Annotated in this window: 17 protein-coding genes; 6 read left to right on the plus strand and 11 right to left on the minus strand. The window is 65.0% G+C overall.

The window, feature by feature from the left end; genetic code table 11:
- Window positions 1–78 precede the first annotated feature (78 nt).
- Window positions 79–516 carry a c-type cytochrome gene (locus K2Y42_RS16495; protein WP_291154482.1) on the minus strand — a complete coding sequence of 146 codons (438 nt, stop codon included), beginning with the start codon at window positions 514–516 and terminating at the stop codon, window positions 79–81.
- Between the two features lie 467 nt (window positions 517–983).
- On the opposite strand from K2Y42_RS16495, the gene K2Y42_RS16500 reads away from it, so the two are divergent.
- Window positions 984–1916, plus strand: coding sequence for an aldo/keto reductase (locus K2Y42_RS16500; protein ID WP_291154483.1), 933 nt, complete (start codon window positions 984–986; stop codon window positions 1914–1916).
- Window positions 1917–1922: 6 nt separating this feature from the next.
- Window positions 1923–3245 carry an MFS transporter gene (locus K2Y42_RS16505; protein WP_291154485.1) on the plus strand — a complete coding sequence of 441 codons (1323 nt, stop codon included), beginning with the start codon at window positions 1923–1925 and terminating at the stop codon, window positions 3243–3245.
- Window positions 3246–3503: 258 nt separating this feature from the next.
- On the opposite strand, the gene K2Y42_RS16510 is transcribed toward K2Y42_RS16505, so the two are convergent.
- The 3 genes from K2Y42_RS16510 to K2Y42_RS16520 all read right to left on the minus strand — a co-directional run bounded on the left by K2Y42_RS16510 (window position 3504) and on the right by K2Y42_RS16520 (window position 5594).
- Complete coding sequence (locus K2Y42_RS16510; protein WP_291154486.1) at window positions 3504–3869, minus strand: ArsC family reductase; 366 nt, start codon at window positions 3867–3869, stop codon at window positions 3504–3506.
- A gap of 112 nt (window positions 3870–3981) precedes the next feature.
- Complete coding sequence (locus K2Y42_RS16515; protein WP_291154487.1) at window positions 3982–5214, minus strand: type II toxin-antitoxin system HipA family toxin; 1233 nt, start codon at window positions 5212–5214, stop codon at window positions 3982–3984.
- Window positions 5214–5594: an XRE family transcriptional regulator gene (locus K2Y42_RS16520; protein ID WP_291154489.1), complete on the minus strand. Its 381-nt coding sequence runs from the start codon at window positions 5592–5594 to the stop codon at window positions 5214–5216. Before K2Y42_RS16520 ends, K2Y42_RS16515 begins: the two co-directional genes overlap by 1 nt.
- 239 nt (window positions 5595–5833) lie before the next feature.
- Here K2Y42_RS16520 and K2Y42_RS16525 point away from each other — a divergent pair, with 239 nt between their 5' ends.
- Window positions 5834–6247: a DsbA family protein gene (locus tag K2Y42_RS16525; protein WP_291154490.1), complete on the plus strand. Its 414-nt coding sequence runs from the start codon at window positions 5834–5836 to the stop codon at window positions 6245–6247.
- 154 nt (window positions 6248–6401) lie between these two features.
- Here K2Y42_RS16525 and guaA read toward each other — a convergent pair whose 3' ends face one another.
- Entirely contained in the window at window positions 6402–7949 is a 1548-nt protein-coding gene (gene guaA, locus K2Y42_RS16530; protein WP_291154492.1) for a glutamine-hydrolyzing GMP synthase, read from the minus strand.
- A gap of 207 nt (window positions 7950–8156) precedes the next feature.
- On the opposite strand from guaA, the gene K2Y42_RS16535 reads away from it, so the two are divergent.
- Window positions 8157–9092, plus strand: coding sequence for a leucyl/phenylalanyl-tRNA--protein transferase (locus tag K2Y42_RS16535; protein WP_291154494.1), 936 nt, complete (start codon window positions 8157–8159; stop codon window positions 9090–9092).
- 108 nt (window positions 9093–9200) lie between these two features.
- A complete protein-coding gene (locus tag K2Y42_RS16540) occupies window positions 9201–10196 on the plus strand; it encodes a leucyl/phenylalanyl-tRNA--protein transferase (RefSeq protein ID WP_291154495.1) in 996 nt (331 codons plus the stop codon).
- A 4-nt stretch (window positions 10197–10200) separates the two neighbouring features.
- Here K2Y42_RS16540 and K2Y42_RS16545 read toward each other — a convergent pair whose 3' ends face one another.
- The 4 genes from K2Y42_RS16545 to guaB are packed head-to-tail and all read right to left on the minus strand — an operon-like array spanning window position 10201 to window position 13951.
- Window positions 10201–10665 carry a TspO/MBR family protein gene (locus K2Y42_RS16545; RefSeq protein ID WP_291154497.1) on the minus strand — a complete coding sequence of 155 codons (465 nt, stop codon included), beginning with the start codon at window positions 10663–10665 and terminating at the stop codon, window positions 10201–10203.
- 2 nt (window positions 10666–10667) lie between these two features.
- Complete coding sequence (locus K2Y42_RS16550; RefSeq protein ID WP_291154498.1) at window positions 10668–11960, minus strand: RsmB/NOP family class I SAM-dependent RNA methyltransferase; 1293 nt, start codon at window positions 11958–11960, stop codon at window positions 10668–10670.
- A 30-nt stretch (window positions 11961–11990) separates the two neighbouring features.
- On the minus strand, window positions 11991–12425 hold the full coding sequence (locus tag K2Y42_RS16555; RefSeq protein ID WP_291154499.1) for an MAPEG family protein: 435 nt from the start codon (window positions 12423–12425) through the stop codon (window positions 11991–11993).
- A 26-nt stretch (window positions 12426–12451) separates the two neighbouring features.
- On the minus strand, window positions 12452–13951 hold the full coding sequence (gene guaB, locus K2Y42_RS16560; protein ID WP_291154501.1) for an IMP dehydrogenase: 1500 nt from the start codon (window positions 13949–13951) through the stop codon (window positions 12452–12454).
- Window positions 13952–14278: 327 nt separating this feature from the next.
- Here guaB and pqqA point away from each other — a divergent pair, with 327 nt between their 5' ends.
- Entirely contained in the window at window positions 14279–14368 is a 90-nt protein-coding gene (pqqA, locus tag K2Y42_RS16565; protein WP_020084408.1) for a pyrroloquinoline quinone precursor peptide PqqA, read from the plus strand.
- A gap of 254 nt (window positions 14369–14622) precedes the next feature.
- On the opposite strand, the gene K2Y42_RS16570 is transcribed toward pqqA, so the two are convergent.
- Both K2Y42_RS16570 and K2Y42_RS16575 read right to left on the minus strand, forming a co-directional pair.
- Window positions 14623–15363, minus strand: a complete 741-nt coding sequence (locus K2Y42_RS16570; protein ID WP_291154836.1) for an RlmE family RNA methyltransferase — start codon at window positions 15361–15363, stop codon at window positions 14623–14625.
- Between the two features lie 5 nt (window positions 15364–15368).
- Window positions 15369–16550, minus strand: coding sequence for a Ppx/GppA phosphatase family protein (locus K2Y42_RS16575; RefSeq protein ID WP_291154502.1), 1182 nt, complete (start codon window positions 16548–16550; stop codon window positions 15369–15371).
- Between the last annotated feature and the right edge of the window lie 63 nt (window positions 16551–16613).

The raw sequence follows: 16613 nt of genomic DNA on the forward strand, positions 1-16613 counted from the left end.
AGCTTCGCCATTCTGTTCCGGAAAGTGTGTTTGAGGTTGTGATCCGCTCGGCGCGATCGTTACTCGCGCGCGGTGGCCCTACTTCTGGGCCTTCAGGTAGTCGATGATCAGTTTGCGCTGATCGGCTTCCGCGATGCCGCCGAACGGCTTCATCGTCGTGTTGGATGCAATCGACGAGGGGTTCGCCAGGAACTTGTCGAGCGTGGCGTCGTCCCAGGTGATCTGCTCCGTCAACTGGCCGGAGTAGTTTCCGAAGCCTTTGACCTGTCCGCCTTTCGCGCCGTGGATGCCATGCAGCGTTGGGCCCAGGCGATTGTCGTCCGGCTTCAAGGAATGGCAGGTTCGGCAGTGCGTGTTGAAGGCGACCTGTCCGGCGTCCTCGTCGCCGCCGGCACCCGCCGCGTCCGGTGTGCTTGCCGGTGGGGCCGTGGTCTCGCCCGCCGCATAAAGAGGGCTCGTCAGGGCGGCGCTCATCACCAAGGCGGTGAGGAAGGTACAACTCCTTGTGCGCGACATCTCGGGCCTCCTCGTTTCTTGTTGCTGATTGTCAGTGATCAACGCCGGGTTGGGCGGCGAGTTCCTGCCAGATGTTCCCGAAGTTGCATTCCGGAAGGAACATCAGATGTTTAGGAGCGCAGTCCGGCGCGCGTTGGGCCCGGCGGCGGAGAGGTCGCGCGTTCAATAGTCGGGTGTTCCGTAGGAAACAGCGCGCGGGCGCCAGATGTTTATTGATGGAGGTGTTGGAACCAAAGCGCCTCCCCGCTGTTGGTTTCACGATCCGCCGGAACGTTTCCCCCCAACCTTCCGGCGAGACAGAACGCCGCCGCGGGCTTCCCCCCAACCCACGCTCGGCGGCGTTCGCAATACGGTCGGCCCCCCAGTTCCCCCCTGGGGGGCCTTCTCTTTTGGCCAATTAAGTTTCACTTAAGACGCAACGCCGATCCCGGACGATATGCCGATCGGTCAAGCGGGGAGGATGTGGGATGATTTCACGCAGGACGTTTCTTGAAGCGGTTTCTTCGACAGCGGCCGTGGCTGTCACGTCGTCGTCGCTCGCGGCTTCTGCCTTTGCGGGTGGAGGCTCATCCGGTCCGTTGGTCCGCCGCGCAATCCCTTCGACCGGCGAGATGCTGCCCGTGATCGGCATGGGCACGTCCGGCAGTTTCGAGGTAAGCGCGGGCACGCCCGAATACGACGCACTCAAAGAGGTGCTGAAGGTCTTCGTCGACGGCGGCGGCACGGTGATCGATACCGCGCCGACCTATAGCGTGGCCGAGGATGTGCTGGGCGCGCTGCTCGCCGAACAGAGCCTTCGGCCCAAGGTCTGGCTTGCCACCAAACTCTCCGGGGTGCGCGGGCGCGAGGCGGGGCTTGAGCAGTTCAATCATACGCTCGGCCGGCTCAAGACGGACCGTGTCGAGCTGCTCCAGGTGCACAATCTCGGCGATCTCAAAACACAGCTTGCGCTGGCGCGCGAGCTCAAGGCGGACGGCAAAACGCGCTACGTGGGCGTGACCCACTACGTCGAAGGTGCACAAGACGAGCTGGCGGACATCGTGCAGGCGGAGAAGCCGGATTTCCTGCAGATCAACTACTCGGTGGTGAGCCGTGGCGCGGAAAAGCGCGTTCTTCCGTTGGCGCGAGATCTCGGCATCGCCGTGCTGATCAATCGCGCCTTCGAGGACGGCAGGCTGTTTCAACGCGTCGGCGACAAGCCGCTGCCGGACTGGGCCGCCGAAGCAGGGATCAGCTCGTGGGCGCAGGCGTTCCTGAAGTACGCGCTCAGCCATCCGGCTGTGACTGCCGTGATCCCCGCCACCGGTAAGCCGCATCGGCAGGCTGATAATCTCAAGGCAGGTTTCGGGCCGGATCTCACGGATCCGCAACGGGCGTCCCTCGTCGCGATGCTGGCGTAGCGCGGCATGGCAGATCCGGCTCGTTCCAATCCCACTCGCGCCTCCCGTGGCCGTCAGCTTCAGGACGTGTTCTCTGTCGAGCGCGGCGAGGTGCCTGTCGTGGTGGCCGGCGCGTCGATGTTCTTCCTGCTGTTCACCGGCTACTTCATGCTCCGCCCCGTGCGCGAGACGATGGGCATCGCGGGCGGCGTCGAAAACCTGCAGTGGCTTTTCACGGCGACATTCGTTGCCACGCTGGTGGCGCTGCCGCTGTTCGGCTGGATCGCGTCGCGGACGACACGGCGTCACATCCTGCCGTGGACCTACGCGTTCTTTGCGCTGAACCTCGTCGCTTTCGCGATCGGTTTCGTGCGTGACCCGGACAACATCTGGGCCGCGCGCGGGTTCTACGTCTGGCTCTCCGTTTTCAATCTGCTCGTGATTTCACTCGCCTGGAGCGTGCTTGCCGACCTTCTATCGACGGGGCAGGCGAAGCGTCTGTTCGCGTTGATCGCAGGCGGCGCAAGCGTCGGCGGTCTCACGGGGCCGATCGTGGGCACGCTGCTCGTGCCGTCGATCGGACATGCGGGATTGCTGCTGCTGGCCGCGCTTCTGCTGATGCTCAGCGCCGTGGCCGCCATCGTGCTGCATCGGTGGCGGGATCGTCATCCCGACGCTGACGCCGAAAGTGCAACGCGCGGCGCGCCGATCGGCGGACATCCTTTTGCGGGCGCCACATCTGTATTGCGTTCGGGGTATCTGGCGGGGATCGCGTTGTTCGTGGTGCTGCTGGCGGTGGTGAGCACGTTTCTCTATTTCGAACAGGCGAAGCTGGTGGCCGAGACATTTCCGGATCGCGTGCGCCAGACGCAGGTGTTCGGGCTCATCGACCTCGTGGTGCAAACGCTGACGCTCTGCGTCCAGGTGTTCCTCACCGGCCGGATTGCGAGCCGCCTCGGCATCGGCGTTTTGCTCGTCGGTGTGCCTCTGGTAATGGCGGCCGGTTTTCTGTGGATCGCGCTTGCGCCCGTGTTCGGCGTGCTGGCTGTCGTCATGGTCGTCCGGCGCGTCGGCGAATACGCGCTCGTGAGGCCGGGGCGAGAAATGCTCTACACCGTTGTAACGCCGGAAGATCAATATAAGGCCAAGAACTTCATCGACACCGTCGTGTACCGCGGTGGCGATGCGATCGGCGGCTGGGTGAAGCGCGCGCTCGATGTGCTGGCTGAAGTACCGGCGGTCGCGATGGCGATCGGCGCGGTTCTCGCGCTCATCTGGGCTGCTGTTGGCGCCCGGCTGGGGCGCATGGAGCGGGAAAAAGAGGCCGGGCCAGTTTCCGCAGCGCTATGATTTTTCAGCGTCTTTAGCTGGCGCCCTCACGATCTGAAGAAAATTTTTCGGACGCTGGAACTTTCTGCCGAATAATTTCGAAGAAAACTCGTTCTCTCATGAGTGCGGTTCGAATGCTCATGTCCCCGCGTTGGCAATCGCGCCGCACATAAACGTCTCATCTCGGCGTCCGCCACGATGGGCACGTCAACGGACGGGACAGGACCCGCACACCTGTCCCGTCTTTGTTGTTTTGGGGTCATGCTTCGCCGAGCTGTCTCAGGCTTTCAATGCGGCAGCGTAGATCTCCGGCTTGAAGCCGACGATGAGCTTTCCTCCCCCGATATCCATCACCGGCCGCTTGATCATCGAAGGCTGCGCCAGCATCAGCGCGATGGCTTTTGCTTCGTCGACGTTTTGCCTGTCTGCATCGGGAAGCTTGCGGAAGGTCGTGCCCGCGCGGTTCAGCAGCGTTTCCCAGCCTGCCGTCTTGCACCACTGCGCGAGCTTCGCGCGGTCGATGCCGTCTTTCTTGTAATCGTGAAACGCGTAGGCGACGCCGTGGTCCGCGAGCCAGGTTCGCGCCTTCTTGATCGTGTCGCAGTTCGGAATGCCGTAGAGGGTGATGGACTTTGCTTTCGTCATGTCGCTCCTGCTGGTTCACAAGGCCCGCGCCAAGCCGGTCTTTGGCTATTGCAGCTTCTTTTAATATGTCAAATATGACTATTTAAACCTATTTATGCATCATATCTGAGCACTATAGCGTTTGAGCGAGCTCGGTCTGCTCATTGATGAAGGCGGCTTCGTAGTCGCGCGCCAGGGCACCTGAAACGCCCACGTGGCGAAGCGCGTCCCGCCATTCGCCGGCAATGCGCCGCGCCGTCTCGCGGATCATGCCGCGCGCGTCCGCTTGCGTGATCTCGAAGAACTCGCACGCTTCGAGGGCCAGACGGATGGACCGATCGTGCGTGCCGCCCTCGCGGATCGCTGTTTCCAGATGTGGATTGCGATCCGGGGCCGGGTTCACGTCGAAAACCGGCGACAGGCGCCAGCGGCCGGATCCCACATAGAGGAAGCCGTGGTTCTTCAGGTGGTCGTCCTTGTTCGACACGAGGATCGTGAAGACGAGGCGCAGGAAGAGTTCTCTGAAATCGGCGCTTGGATCGGCGGCATAGGCCCGCATGAAATCGATGATCTCGGTGTAGGAGCCGAGTTCGTCGCCCGTTTTCCCCAGAGCGGTGCGTGCGGAGATGTAGGGAATGCGCGCGGTTCGGCGCCGATCGAAGCGTTGGATCAGCGCCACCGGGAACGGCGTGTCGGCGAGTTCCAGCCTGACGTCCGGCGTGCGGATGCCGCACGCCTTGGCCAGGCGGAGCGTTGCGACCTCGACGCGTTCGACCGGCTGCTGGTCGTGTGCGGATGTGAACTTTGCAAGCCAGAGCGTCTCGCCATCGCGGACGTTCGCCTTTGGGCGCGCGCCGCCCGAACCGCCCGCTCCGGCGAGCGCCCGCATCTCGGCGGCGGAAACATCGTTGCCCTGCTCATAGGCTCGGGCGATGGCGGTGATCACCTGCAGATCGACGAGGCGCGGCACGGCATCGGCGGCGCCACCCCGGATGACCTGTCCGGCATCGTCGAGGAACCGCAGAGCGCCTTGCCGGCAGGTGTCGTCGGACAGCGTCAGGTATTCGAACTCGGACAGGCCATTGCCGTATGCACGCTCGATGAGCCTACGGCCCCAACTGTCCGGTGCGGCGTCGGAGAACACGCCCGCCAATGCATCGCGCATGTGTCCGGGCTGTCCGGACGTGTGAAAGGGCCCTGCTTCGAGGGCAAACGTCGGCTGAATGGCAAAGGCGCGGGGATTGTCGATCCAGGCGGCATCATAAGCGAAGGTCGCGTATTGGCGCGGGCCGGTGCGCGTGAAGCGCAACTGGCCGACAGGCGTCAAGCTCTCGCCGAGAACGATCTGGGCGTTGAAGTCGGTCATCAGAACGACGCGCCGTCTGGATCGACGTCACCCGGATCGGCCTTTGCCGCCTCGCCGCTCTTGGCCTTCCATCTGCGCACGGTGGCGGCAAAGTTTCGCCCCCGGCGCGGTTGGCGTTCGGCGGTCAGCGCCAGACCCAGATCGTCCTTGCGGATGTCGATGAGGTCGGCCAGCCGGTCGATCAAACCGAGCGAGACCAGGACATCGGCGAGCGTGCCGATCCCGACGCCGGGATCTCCCTTTTCCAGCCGGACGACGGAGCTCGGCGACGTACCGGCGCGCACCGCCAGATCGGCAACGGCGATCCCGCGTCGCAAACGGGCGCCGCGGATGTCGCTTCCCAGCCTTTCGAGCGCGGATTTTGATTTGGGCGATCCCATCACAATGATCCAAATACGACGAATAGAAAGTCATATCATGTCATATATGACTAATTGCTGAATTCTGCAAGACCCCAAGGTTGGCGAGGCAGGCGCGCGCGGGACGCGGCAATCGGGACGCGCCGACGCGCAGATGCGGACAGCGACATCGCCGGGCTGAGGGAGGCCGCGCCGGTCAGCATCCGGAAATCCCGCCCGACGGCATGTACATCGGTCCGCGCTCAGGACCGCGGTATGAAATGATTGCGCAAGAAGCTGAACGCGCGGGGTTGCCGTTGAGCTGGCCCGACCGGCTCCCCAATTCTCGACGCGCACTCGCGGCGGCAGAATGGGTGCGCCGTTCCGCAGCCGAGCACTTTCCCGCCTACCAGAAGGCCTTGTTCCACGCTCATTTCGCCGCTCATGAAGACCTGGGCGACGACGAAGTTCTCCTTCGGCACGCAGCCCCTTTTGGGATCGATGCGGCGTTGAAGGCGGCTCTCGAGACGGACGGAATCTTCGACGAGGTTGCTGAAGCTGAGCGATCTGGGCGCCTCGCCGGTGTCAACGGCACGCCCGCCTGGTTGATCGACGGGCACCTCGTTTCCGGACTTCAATCGCCGGAGCAGTTCGAGCGCATTGCGGCGACGGTCGCGAGCCTAGGCCGGTCATGATGCGCTGGGATTGATTGGCAAATCTCCGCGCCACGAAGTCGAAGCCAATTTGCATCGGCTGAAGCAGCTCATCGAGAAGGGTAAGGTCACAGATACGAGCTACGCCGTTCCTCACAAATTCGATGAGAGAGGATCCGGCGGGTGTTCGAGTGCCCTACTCCCACTCGATGGTGCCGGGCGGCTTGGAGGTCACGTCGTAGACGACGCGATTGATGCCGCGGACCTCGTTGATGATGCGGGTCGCGGCGCGGCCGAGGAATCCCATGTCGAAGGGGAAGAAGTCGGCCGTCATGCCGTCGACGGAGGTCACGGCGCGCAATGCGAGGACGTGGTCGTAGGTGCGCCCGTCACCCATGACGCCGACGGTGCGGACCGGAAGCAGCACGGCGAAGGCCTGCCAGATCGCATCATAGAGACCGGCCTTGCGGATCTCGTCGAGGTAGATCGCATCCGCCTTGCGCAGGATGTCGAGCTTCTCGGGTGTGGTCTCGCCGGGGATGCGGATCGCGAGGCCCGGGCCGGGGAACGGGTGGCGGCCGACGAAGGCGTCCGGTAGGCCGAGCTCGCGTCCGAGCGCGCGCACCTCGTCCTTGAAGAGCTCGCGCAGGGGCTCGACGAGCTTCATGTTCATGCGTTCCGGCAAGCCGCCGACGTTGTGGTGCGACTTGATCGTGACGGACGGGCCGCCGCTGAAGGAGACGCTTTCGATGACGTCGGGATAGAGCGTGCCCTGGGCCAGAAATTCAGCGCCGCCAATCTTTGCGGCTTCGGCCTCGAACACGTCGATGAAGTGCTTGCCGATGGCCTTGCGCTTGGCCTCCGGATCGGTGACGCCCGCGAGTGCATCGAGAAACAGCTTCGAGGCGTCAACGTGGACGAGGGGGATGTTGTAATGGTCGCGGAAGAGGCCGACGACCTGCTCCGCCTCGCCGAGCCGCATCAGGCCGTGATCGACGAACACGCAGGTGAGCTGGTCGCCGATCGCCTCATGAATGAGAACGGCCGCGACGGCGCTGTCGACGCCGCCGGACAGGCCGCAGATCACGCGGCCTTTGCCGACCTGCTTTTGGATCTTGGAAATCATCTCGCGCCGGTAGGCGGCCATCGTCCAGTCGGACTTGAGGCCGGCGATGCGATGGACGAAGTTCGAGATCAGCTTCTCGCCGTCCGGCGTGTGCACGACTTCCGGATGGAACTGCACGGCGTAGAAGCGGCGCGCCTCGTCGGCGACGGCGGCGTACGGCGCGTTCTCGCTGGTGGCGATGACGCGGAACCCTTCCGGCAGGCGCGTGACGCGGTCGCCGTGGCTCATCCAGACCTGGTGGCGGTCGCCCTTGGTCCAGACGCCTTCGAAGAGAGGGCTTTGTTCTTCAACCGCGAGCATGGCGCGGCCGAACTCGCGATGATGGCCGCTTTCGACCTTGCCGCCGAGCTGCTCGGCCATGGTCTGCTGGCCATAGCAGATGCCGAAAACGGGAATGCCAGCCTGGAAGACGGCGTCGGGCGCGCGTGGGCTATCGGCTTCGGGCACGGACGAGGGGCCGCCCGACAAGATGACCGCGCCGGGCTTGAGCTTGGCAAAGGCCTCGGCTGCGGACTGAAAGGGATGGATTTCGCAATAGACCCCCGCCTCGCGCACGCGCCGGGCGATAAGCTGGGTCACTTGGCTGCCGAAATCGATGATCAGGACGGGCGCGGACATCGGTTGCTGGTCTCTCCCCGGGACTCCCACACTGCTGCGGTAGACCACCCCGCCGCCCAAGCGTCAAGCGCACGGGGCGTGGAGCAAAGCCGCAGGCGGGGCGCGCAAAACGCGCCCCTTCCGGCGGCCGCGCCGCCGGCCGGCAGAATGGCCCGTGTTTTGCGGTGAATGGGACGTTAAGGGTTTTCTGCGAGGCATATAGAGCCCATGCTGACGTTTTCCCGCACGCCCGCCGGTGAATGGCCTCAGGCCACTCCCCAGGCACTCGAGAGCGACGACAAAGCCTCTTTCGCGGCGTTCCCGCTGCGCGAGACGCCTTTTCGCGTGGCGAGCCGCTGGGTTCTCGGCACTGCGTATGCTTTGCATCCGCAACGCGTCGCGAGCGTGCCGCACCTGCTGGTGTTGACCGCTCGGGATCTGATGCGGGGTGGGACACAGATTCCGGACCAAAATCGGACATGGGACCGTCCTGATACATTCGGGGGCGTGGTCCGCGACCTCACGCCCGAGACCTATCTCGAAGGGCTGCGCCGGGGGTTCTTTCCCTGGGCGCATTGCGGGCCGCTCAAGTGGTGGACGCGCGCCAAGCGCATGGTGCTGCAGTTCGACAATCTGCACATCAGCCGGCGCCTGATGCGGCATTTGAAATCCGGCAAGTACACGGTCACGTTCGACACCGCCTTCGACCGGGTGGTTGCGCAGTGCGGGGCGCCGCGCGCCTACAACTGGCATACGTTGACGTGGCTCACGCCGAGCTACATGCGTCTGTTCTCGGTGCTCAACCGGCAGGGGCACGCGCACTCGTTCGAGGTCTGGAACGGGCAGGGCGAGCTGGTGGGCGGCGGCTTCGGCGTCGCGATCGGGCGCATCTTCGTCGGCGAGTCGATGTTCAGCCTGGAGCCGGATACGTCCAAGGTCGGGTGCGCGGTGCTGTACGCTCATCTGCAAAAGTGGGGCTTCGAGCTGGTGGACGCGCGCGACTTCACACCGGTGCTCGACAAGATGGGGTTCCGGGAAATCCCGCGCGCGCAATACGAGGGCATTCTCGCTGCGCATGGTGAGGCGCCTGCGCCGCCCGGCGCCTGGATCGCCGACGGGCGCGTCACGACTGACGTTTACGGCGCCCCGTTAACTCCGCGTTAGCCTCAATCGCATCGTGGCTGCCCGTTTCCACCGAGCGTTAAGCGGCGGCGGTTAGGACTCCGAAGTTGGCGATCGTGCGCTCACGCGCGCAAAAAATTCGAGGTTCAAGTGGTTGTCGCGGCATTCTTGGCGGCTGGCGCGCTGGCGCTGGCAGGGGCTCTGGGCGTGATGTTCGTCGTGCGCGCGCGCCGCGACGGGGCGTTTGCGGAAGCGCCGATGTTCACGGTGCAGCGCTGGGTGCTCGGCACGATCTACGCGCTGCGCCCGGTGCGGATCGGCGACCTTCCCTATCTCCTCTGGCATTCCGCGCGCGACATTCTGCGTGGCGGCACGCGCGTGCCGGATTCCTCTCGCGTGGCGAGCCGGCCGGATACGTTCGGCGGCGTGTGCCGCGACATCAGCCCGGAGACGGTGCGGGCGGCTGCGCAACTCGGCTTCTATCCCTGGTGCCACTTCGGCCCCATGCGCTGGTGGACGCGCCGCGAGCGCATGGTGCTGCGCACGGCCGATTTCCACATGACGAAGAACCTGCGCCGCATCATGCGCAAGACGCAGCTGCGCGTGACGTTCGATACCGCTTTCGACGACGTCATCCGCTCGTGCGCAGGGCGGCGGAAAAATCGCATATACGGCCTGACCTGGATCACGCCGACGATCATGCGCCTCTACTCGGCGCTGCATGCGCAGGGTCACGCGCATTCGTTCGAGGTGTGGAGCGCGGACGGCGTGCTCGTCGGCGGCGGCTACGGCTTGTCGGTCGGCCGGGTGTTCTTCACCGAATCCCAGTTCAGCCACGAGTCCAACTCGTCGAAGATGGGCTTTGCGTGCCTGATGTATCATCTGGCGCAGTGGGGCTATGTGGCCAACGACGGCAAGGATTCGACGCCGACGCTGGACGAGGCAGGGTTCCGGCTCATCCCGCGCGCCGATTTCGAACAGATCCTGCGCGACCATGGCCGCGTGGGCGATCACGCGGGCGCGTGGACCGTTACGGCAACGCTTGCAGACATCGCCGAGTGGGAGCCGAGCGGCGTGGAGAAGCCCGCTCAACCGGTCAAAGCCGCCAAGGCTCCCAAAGCACCCAAGGTGAAGAAAGCGGCGTAGCTCGTCAGGCTTGCGGGTTGAGGACGTAGATGGCGATGTTCAACGCCGTCGCGTAGGCGATCCACGCAAGATAGGGCACGAACAGCAAGCTCGCCACGCGGTCCGGGCGCCAGTTGAGCGCGACGAAGGCGAGGATCGTCGTCCACAGCAGCACGATATCGATGGCGGCCAGTCCGATTTGATGCTGGCCGAACATCAGCACCGACCACGCTCCGTTCAGCACCAGGCCGATCGCCCATACGGCGAGTGCGCGGCCGAAGCCCTGCCGCTCATAAACCCGCCATCCCGCAACCGCGATCATGACATAGAGGATGGCCCAGGCGGGCGGGAACACCCAGTTCGGTGGTGTCCAGTCCGGCTTGGCGAGCGTCTCGTACCAGGGGCCGGGCAGAAACTTGGAACCGGTGAGCGACACGAGCGCGACGATGGCTGCGAAGACGACAAGGCGGCCGGCCGACTTCAAGGTCATGATCAAGCACTCCTCGTAAACGTGGCGATGAAGAAGCCGTCCGTTCCGTGCATCGCGGGCGTGAGCTGGAGCGTTTCCGACGATCCGTCCGCCGATGCGGGCGGCGTGCCGCCGAGCGTCTCTTGCCAGACATCGCGGAAGGGCGTGAGCGTAAACTCGGGATGCGCTCCGGCGAACCAGGCGGCCTGGTCGACATTCTCCTCCGGTAGCACGGAGCAGGTGACGTAGGTCAGGCGACCGCCGGGTTTGACCAGGCTGGCCGCGCGCGTGAGCACCTCGCGTTGCTCCTTCTGACGGGTGGCGAAGGCCTCGGGGCGAAGGCGCCACTTCGAATCCGGCTTGCGCCGCCATGTGCCGGAGCCGGAGCAGGGCGCGTCGGCGAAGACGATGTCGAAGCGCGCGCCCAGGGCGTCGAGGGCTGCGGTGTCGCCGCCGTCGATGACCTGGACGTTGCGCGCGCCGGCCCTTTGCAGCCGCTCGAAAATCGGCCGTAGCTGGAATTTGTCGCTGTCGTAGGCATAGATCTGGCCGCTGCCCTCCATGATGGCGGCGAGTGCCAGCGTCTTGCCGCCGGCACCGGCGCAGAGGTCGAGCACCTGATGGCGGGGTTTCGCGCCGCTCATGGCCGCCGCGATCTGGCTGCCCTCGTCCTGGATCTCGAACCAGCCTTTGCCGTGCGAGGCTTCGGCTTCGGCATGCGGGCTCTTCGCCGGGCCTTCGGGAGCTGCGATGCGAACGCCGTTGGGAGCAAACTGCGTCGGCGCGGGGTTCATCTTCTCCAGGGCGGCAAGCACCTTGTCGCGTCCCGCCTTGAGGGTATTGGCGCGCAGATCCACGGGCGCGCGCTCCGCCATGGCGCGGCCTTCCTCGATGACGCGATCTCCGAAGGCGCGCGTGAAGGAGGGCATCAGCCACTCGGGAATATCGGCGGCGACGTGAGGCGCGGCGGTGGCGTCGATGGGGACATCGAGGCGGCGGCGCTCGTCGTCGCTCAAGGGGGGCGGCGCATGCGGTCCGTCGCACGCACGCGCGATCTCATCGGGCGTGAGGCCAAGCGCCTTCGCGGCGGCGGCGATAGCGAGCGCGCGCGGTTCGGCGCAGCCCATGCGGGCCGCAAGCGACAAGCGCTGCCGCAGCGCGTCGAAAACGAGCGTGCCGATGGCCGCGCGGTCGCCGGAGCCTGCGAAGCGGTGTTTCTTGCCCCAGTCCTGCAGTGCGGTTGCCGCCGGCTGATGGTGCGAGAAAATGGCCTCGAGCACTTCGGCCGCGGCTTGAATCCGGGGACCCGGTCTCACGATGGCAATCCTGGTGTGGAGGGGTGCGGCTCAGGCCGCGCCCGTGGAGAAAAAGAGGATGCGGAGCGCGAAGGCGACCCACATCACGGCGAGGACGATCGAGCCCGCCGCGAAGGCAAGAAAGCGGTGGGGCTGCTTGTTCGATGTCGTGTGGATGTAGGCATGAAAGAGGCGGGCGGCCACGAACAGCCAGGCCAGCGCCACGAACAGCACGTCGACCTGGCTGGTGATCATCAGAAACGCGACGAGCGCGTAGAAGAGAACCGGCACCTCAAGCTGATGATGGAACGCGTTCGAGATCTGCATGACGCGCGGCGGCCAGTTCTGCTGCCGCAACGCGATGTCCTTGTACTGCAACTCGCCGCGCCGGAGCGCGCCGAGGCGCTCGCGACGCATCCAAGCCTGCAAACAGAACGTCAGGGCGACTTGGACGAATACGGGATAGAGAATCGCTGTCTGTGTCATCGCGCCCGATCCCGTTTGATCCGTGTCTATGCCGCGCCAGGGTAGTTAGGACTCTCGCGCGTGATCAGAACGCCGTGGGCATGGCTTTCGCGCATGCTGGCCGGCGAGATACGAATGAACTGCGCCTTGTTGCGGAGATCCTCAAGGGTCTTGGCGCCGGTGTAGCCCATGCCGGCACGGAGACCGCCGACGAGTTGGTTGAGCACGGCGTCGACGGGTCCCTTGTAGGGCACCTGGCCTTCGATACCTTCCGGCACGAGCTTCAGGGTGTCCTTGACCTCCTGCTGGAAGTAGCGGTCTGCAGAGCCGCGCGCCATGGCGCCGACCGATCCCATGCCGCGGTAGGCTTTGTACGTGCGGCCCTGATAGAGATAGGTCTCACCGGGTGCTTCATCGGTGCCGGCCAGCAGCGAGCCGATCATGACGCAATCAGCGCCGGCCGCGAGGGCCTTCACGATGTCGCCCGAGTAGCGGATGCCGCCGTCGGCGATGATCGGCACGTCGTGCTTGTGGGCTTCTTCGGCGCAATTCATGACGGCGGTGAGCTGCGGGACGCCGACGCCGGCGACGATGCGCGTCGTGCAGATCGAGCCCGGGCCGATGCCGACCTTGATGCTGTCGGCGCCGGCATCGATCAGGGCGCGCGTGGCGTCGGCGGTTGCGACGTTGCCCGCGACGACCTGCACGGAGTTCGAGATCTTCTTGATGCGCGTCACGGCATCGAGAACGCTCTTCGAGTGGCCATGGGCCGTGTCCACGACAATCAGGTCGCAACCGGCGGCGAGGAGCCTTTCGGTGCGTTCCCAGCCGTCGTTGCCGACGGTGGTCGCGGCGGCGACACGCAGGCGGCCCTCGGGATCCTTACAGGCGTGCGGATGCTTCTGGGCCTTCTCGATGTCCTTGACGGTGATCAGGCCGATGCAGTGATAGGCGTCGTCGACGACGACCAGCTTTTCGATGCGGTTTTGATGCAGCAGGCGCTTGGCTTCGTCGCGGCTGACATCGCGGGTGACCGTGATGAGGCGATCCTTCGTCATCAGCTCGGCGACGGGCTGGTTGAGGTTGGTCGCGAAACGCACGTCGCGGTTCGTCAGGATGCCGACGAGGCGGCCCTTGCTCTCGCCCTTGTTCGGAGCTTCGACAACCGGAATGCCCGAAATGTCGTGGGCGGCCATCAGCTTCAAAGCCTGGTCGAGGGTGGCGTCGGGCTGGATGGTGACCGGGTTCAGAACGATGCCCGACTCGTACTTCTTGACCACCGAGGCATGGCGGGCCTGCTCCTCGGGAACGAGATTGCGGTGCAACACGCCGATGCCGCCTTCCTGGGCCATGGCGATCGCAAGCCGGCCCTCGGTGACGGTGTCCATGGCGGACGACAAGATCGGGATGTTGAGAGAGATGGTGCGGGTGACCCGGCTCGTCACTTTGACTTGGCTGGGTAAAACCTCGGAAGCGGCCGGCAGCAGAAGCACGTCGTCGAAAGTCAGTGCTAGACCCAAATCGCTATCGATTGGGCGTTTAGCCATGGTTCTCTCCTCGGTGGGGTTGACACGGGGCGCGCGGCCGCGAACGGGGCGGGGCTCGAATGTCGAATGCGCTATAGCACCGGGCGGCCGCGAGGGGAAGAGAGGGGACCTGCGGCTTGGGTGCATGTTTTGGAGGCCGTCCGGCGCATGTCCTCGTGCCGGATTGCCGTCCGGGCGCCGGCCCCATCGTCTGCCGTCAAATTTTCTCGCAACTGCACATTAGTTTCAGTGATGGGATGGCATTGAAAAATCAAATAGACCTTCGTCTCTGATCGCGTTAGGAAGACGCGTTCAAGTGCTCTAGAGCGTTTTGAGGAGGAAACAAAAATGAAGATTTGGTCCAAGCCCGCCGTGCGCGAGCAGGAAGTCGGCCTCGAGGTTACGAGCTACCTCCCGGCAGAGATCGACATCATCTAACTGATGATGAAGATTGGCTCGCGCACTGGCGAGCCGATTTACGGCACGGCGGTCGAGCAAGCGGCCGCCGTTGCCATTTGTAGCGCCGCTCATTGAGTGCCGGATATGTCGTTCCGGACGTTTAGCGCCAAACTTGTCTTGCGATTGTCATATTGAGCGAACTGCAGCTTGGACGCGCGCCACCGCCCCGCGAAGCGCCGCTTGTGCTGTCTACGTCGATTGCGTTCGCTACGTCGATTTACGATTGCGCTGGCTTACTTTGCCGCGCCCTTGAACCCCGTCGCCAGCACATAGAGTTCCGCGCTGTCAGACCGGCTTGCCGGCGGCTTCACGTGCCGCACCGTCGCAAAGCTCCGCTTGAGCAGATCGAGCAGATCGCGTTCCGTACCGCCCTGGAACACCTTGCAGAGAAATGCGCCGCCCGGCGCCAGCACGTCGCAAGCAAAGTGCGCCGCCGCTTCCGCCAGCATCATGATGCGTAAGTGATCCGTGCTGGTGTGGCCGACGGTCGGCGCCGCCATGTCCGACAGAACGATGTCGGCGGATTCGCCGTTGAGCTGCTCCTTCAGCCAAGGCTCGGCGCTTTCGTCCATGAAGTCCATCTGCGCGGCCTGTACGCCGGCCACCGGCTCCATCTCCAGGATGTCGATAGCGATCACCTGGCCGCGCCCGCCGACCGATTGCGTGCGGTTGGCGGCGATCTGGCTCCAGCCGCCCGGCGCGGCGCCCAGATCCACGACGCGATGGCCGGGCTTGAGGACGCGGTACTTGTCGTCGATCTCGATCAGCTTGTAGGCGGCGCGCGACCGGTAGCCCTCGCGTTTCGCCGCGGCGACATACGGATCGTTGAGCTGGCGCTCCAGCCAGCGTTGCGACGACGGCGTGCGGCTACGCGCGGTTTTCAGGCGAACGTTGAGGTCGCGCTGGCCGCCGGACACGCCGAGCTTGCTCGTCGTGCTCTTGCCGCCGGACCCGCGGCCCGATTTTCCCTTCATACGCATCAGAGTTGTCCCGATCTTTGTCGTCTGCGCCGCCGCCCGGTACGATAGACGCCGTCCTCGCTCATGAGCGTGGCCAGGATGCCTTCGCGCAAGCCGCGATCGGCCACGCGCAATCGCTCGGCGGGCCAGGTGCGGAGGATCGCCTCCAGAATCGCGCAGCCCGCGAGAACGAGATCGGCGCGCTCCTGACCGATGCAGGGCTCAGCGACGCGCTCCTCATAGGTCCGGGCGAGAAGCTGGTAGGTGACGGCCTGGATCTCGTCGAACGTGAGCCAGCAGCCGTCGACGCGCGTGCGGTCGTAGCGCGTGAGGCCGAGATGAATGCCGGCGACCGTCGTGACGGTGCCGGACGTGCCGAGCAGGTGGACGGTGGCGCCGCTCGAAAGGGCGCGAAACCCGTGCAGCTGCTCGAACGGGCTGACGAGGCCGATGACGTACTGCACCATCTCCTCGAAGCTGTCCGGCGTGACGTGATGGCCGCCGAAACGTTCGGCCAGCGTGACGACGCCGACGGGGAGCGACGTCCATCCGCGGATCTCGGGCTTCGCCGCGGGGCGGCGGGATTGGTCGCCGTTGCGCTCGGCACTGGTGCGCTTGGTGAGATCGAGCCAGATCAGCTCGGACGAGCCGCCACCGATGTCGAACACCAGCACGTAGTCGGTGCGATAGTCGATCAGCGACGCGCAGCCCGAGACGGCGAGGGAGGCTTCGGTCTCGCGGTCGAGCACTTCGAGCTTGAGGCCCACCTCGTCTTCGACGCGGGCCAGGAAGTCGCGGCCGTTGATGGCGATGCGGCATGCCTCGGTGGCGACGCAGCGGGCGCGCGCGACTTCGTTGCGCTGGATTTTCGAGGCGCAGACGCGCAGGGCGTCGATGGTGCGCCGCATGGCGGCATCCGACAGGCGCCCGGACTGGGAGACGCCCTCGCCGAGGCGGATGATGCGCGAAAAGGCATCGACAACCCGGAAGCCGCGCCGCGACGGGCGCGCCAGCAGCAGGCGGCAGTTGTTGGTGCCGAGATCGAGCGCGCCGTAGACGGGGCCGCGATCGGGGGGAGCGGAGCGGCCGTTCTGTGCGGACGCGTGCCGGGAGGGGTGTGCGGCTTTCTTTTCGCGATGGGCTGTTGGGTCGCGCTGAACTGTTGGATCGCGATGGGCTGCCGCGTCGCGGGAGCCATTCACCTCGCGAGGGCCTTTTACATCGCGAGTATCTCTTACATCGCGAGTGTCCAGTGCATCGCGAGG

The organism is Hyphomicrobium sp., from assembly GCF_019744875.1.
GTDB lineage: Bacteria > Pseudomonadota > Alphaproteobacteria > Rhizobiales > Hyphomicrobiaceae > Hyphomicrobium_C.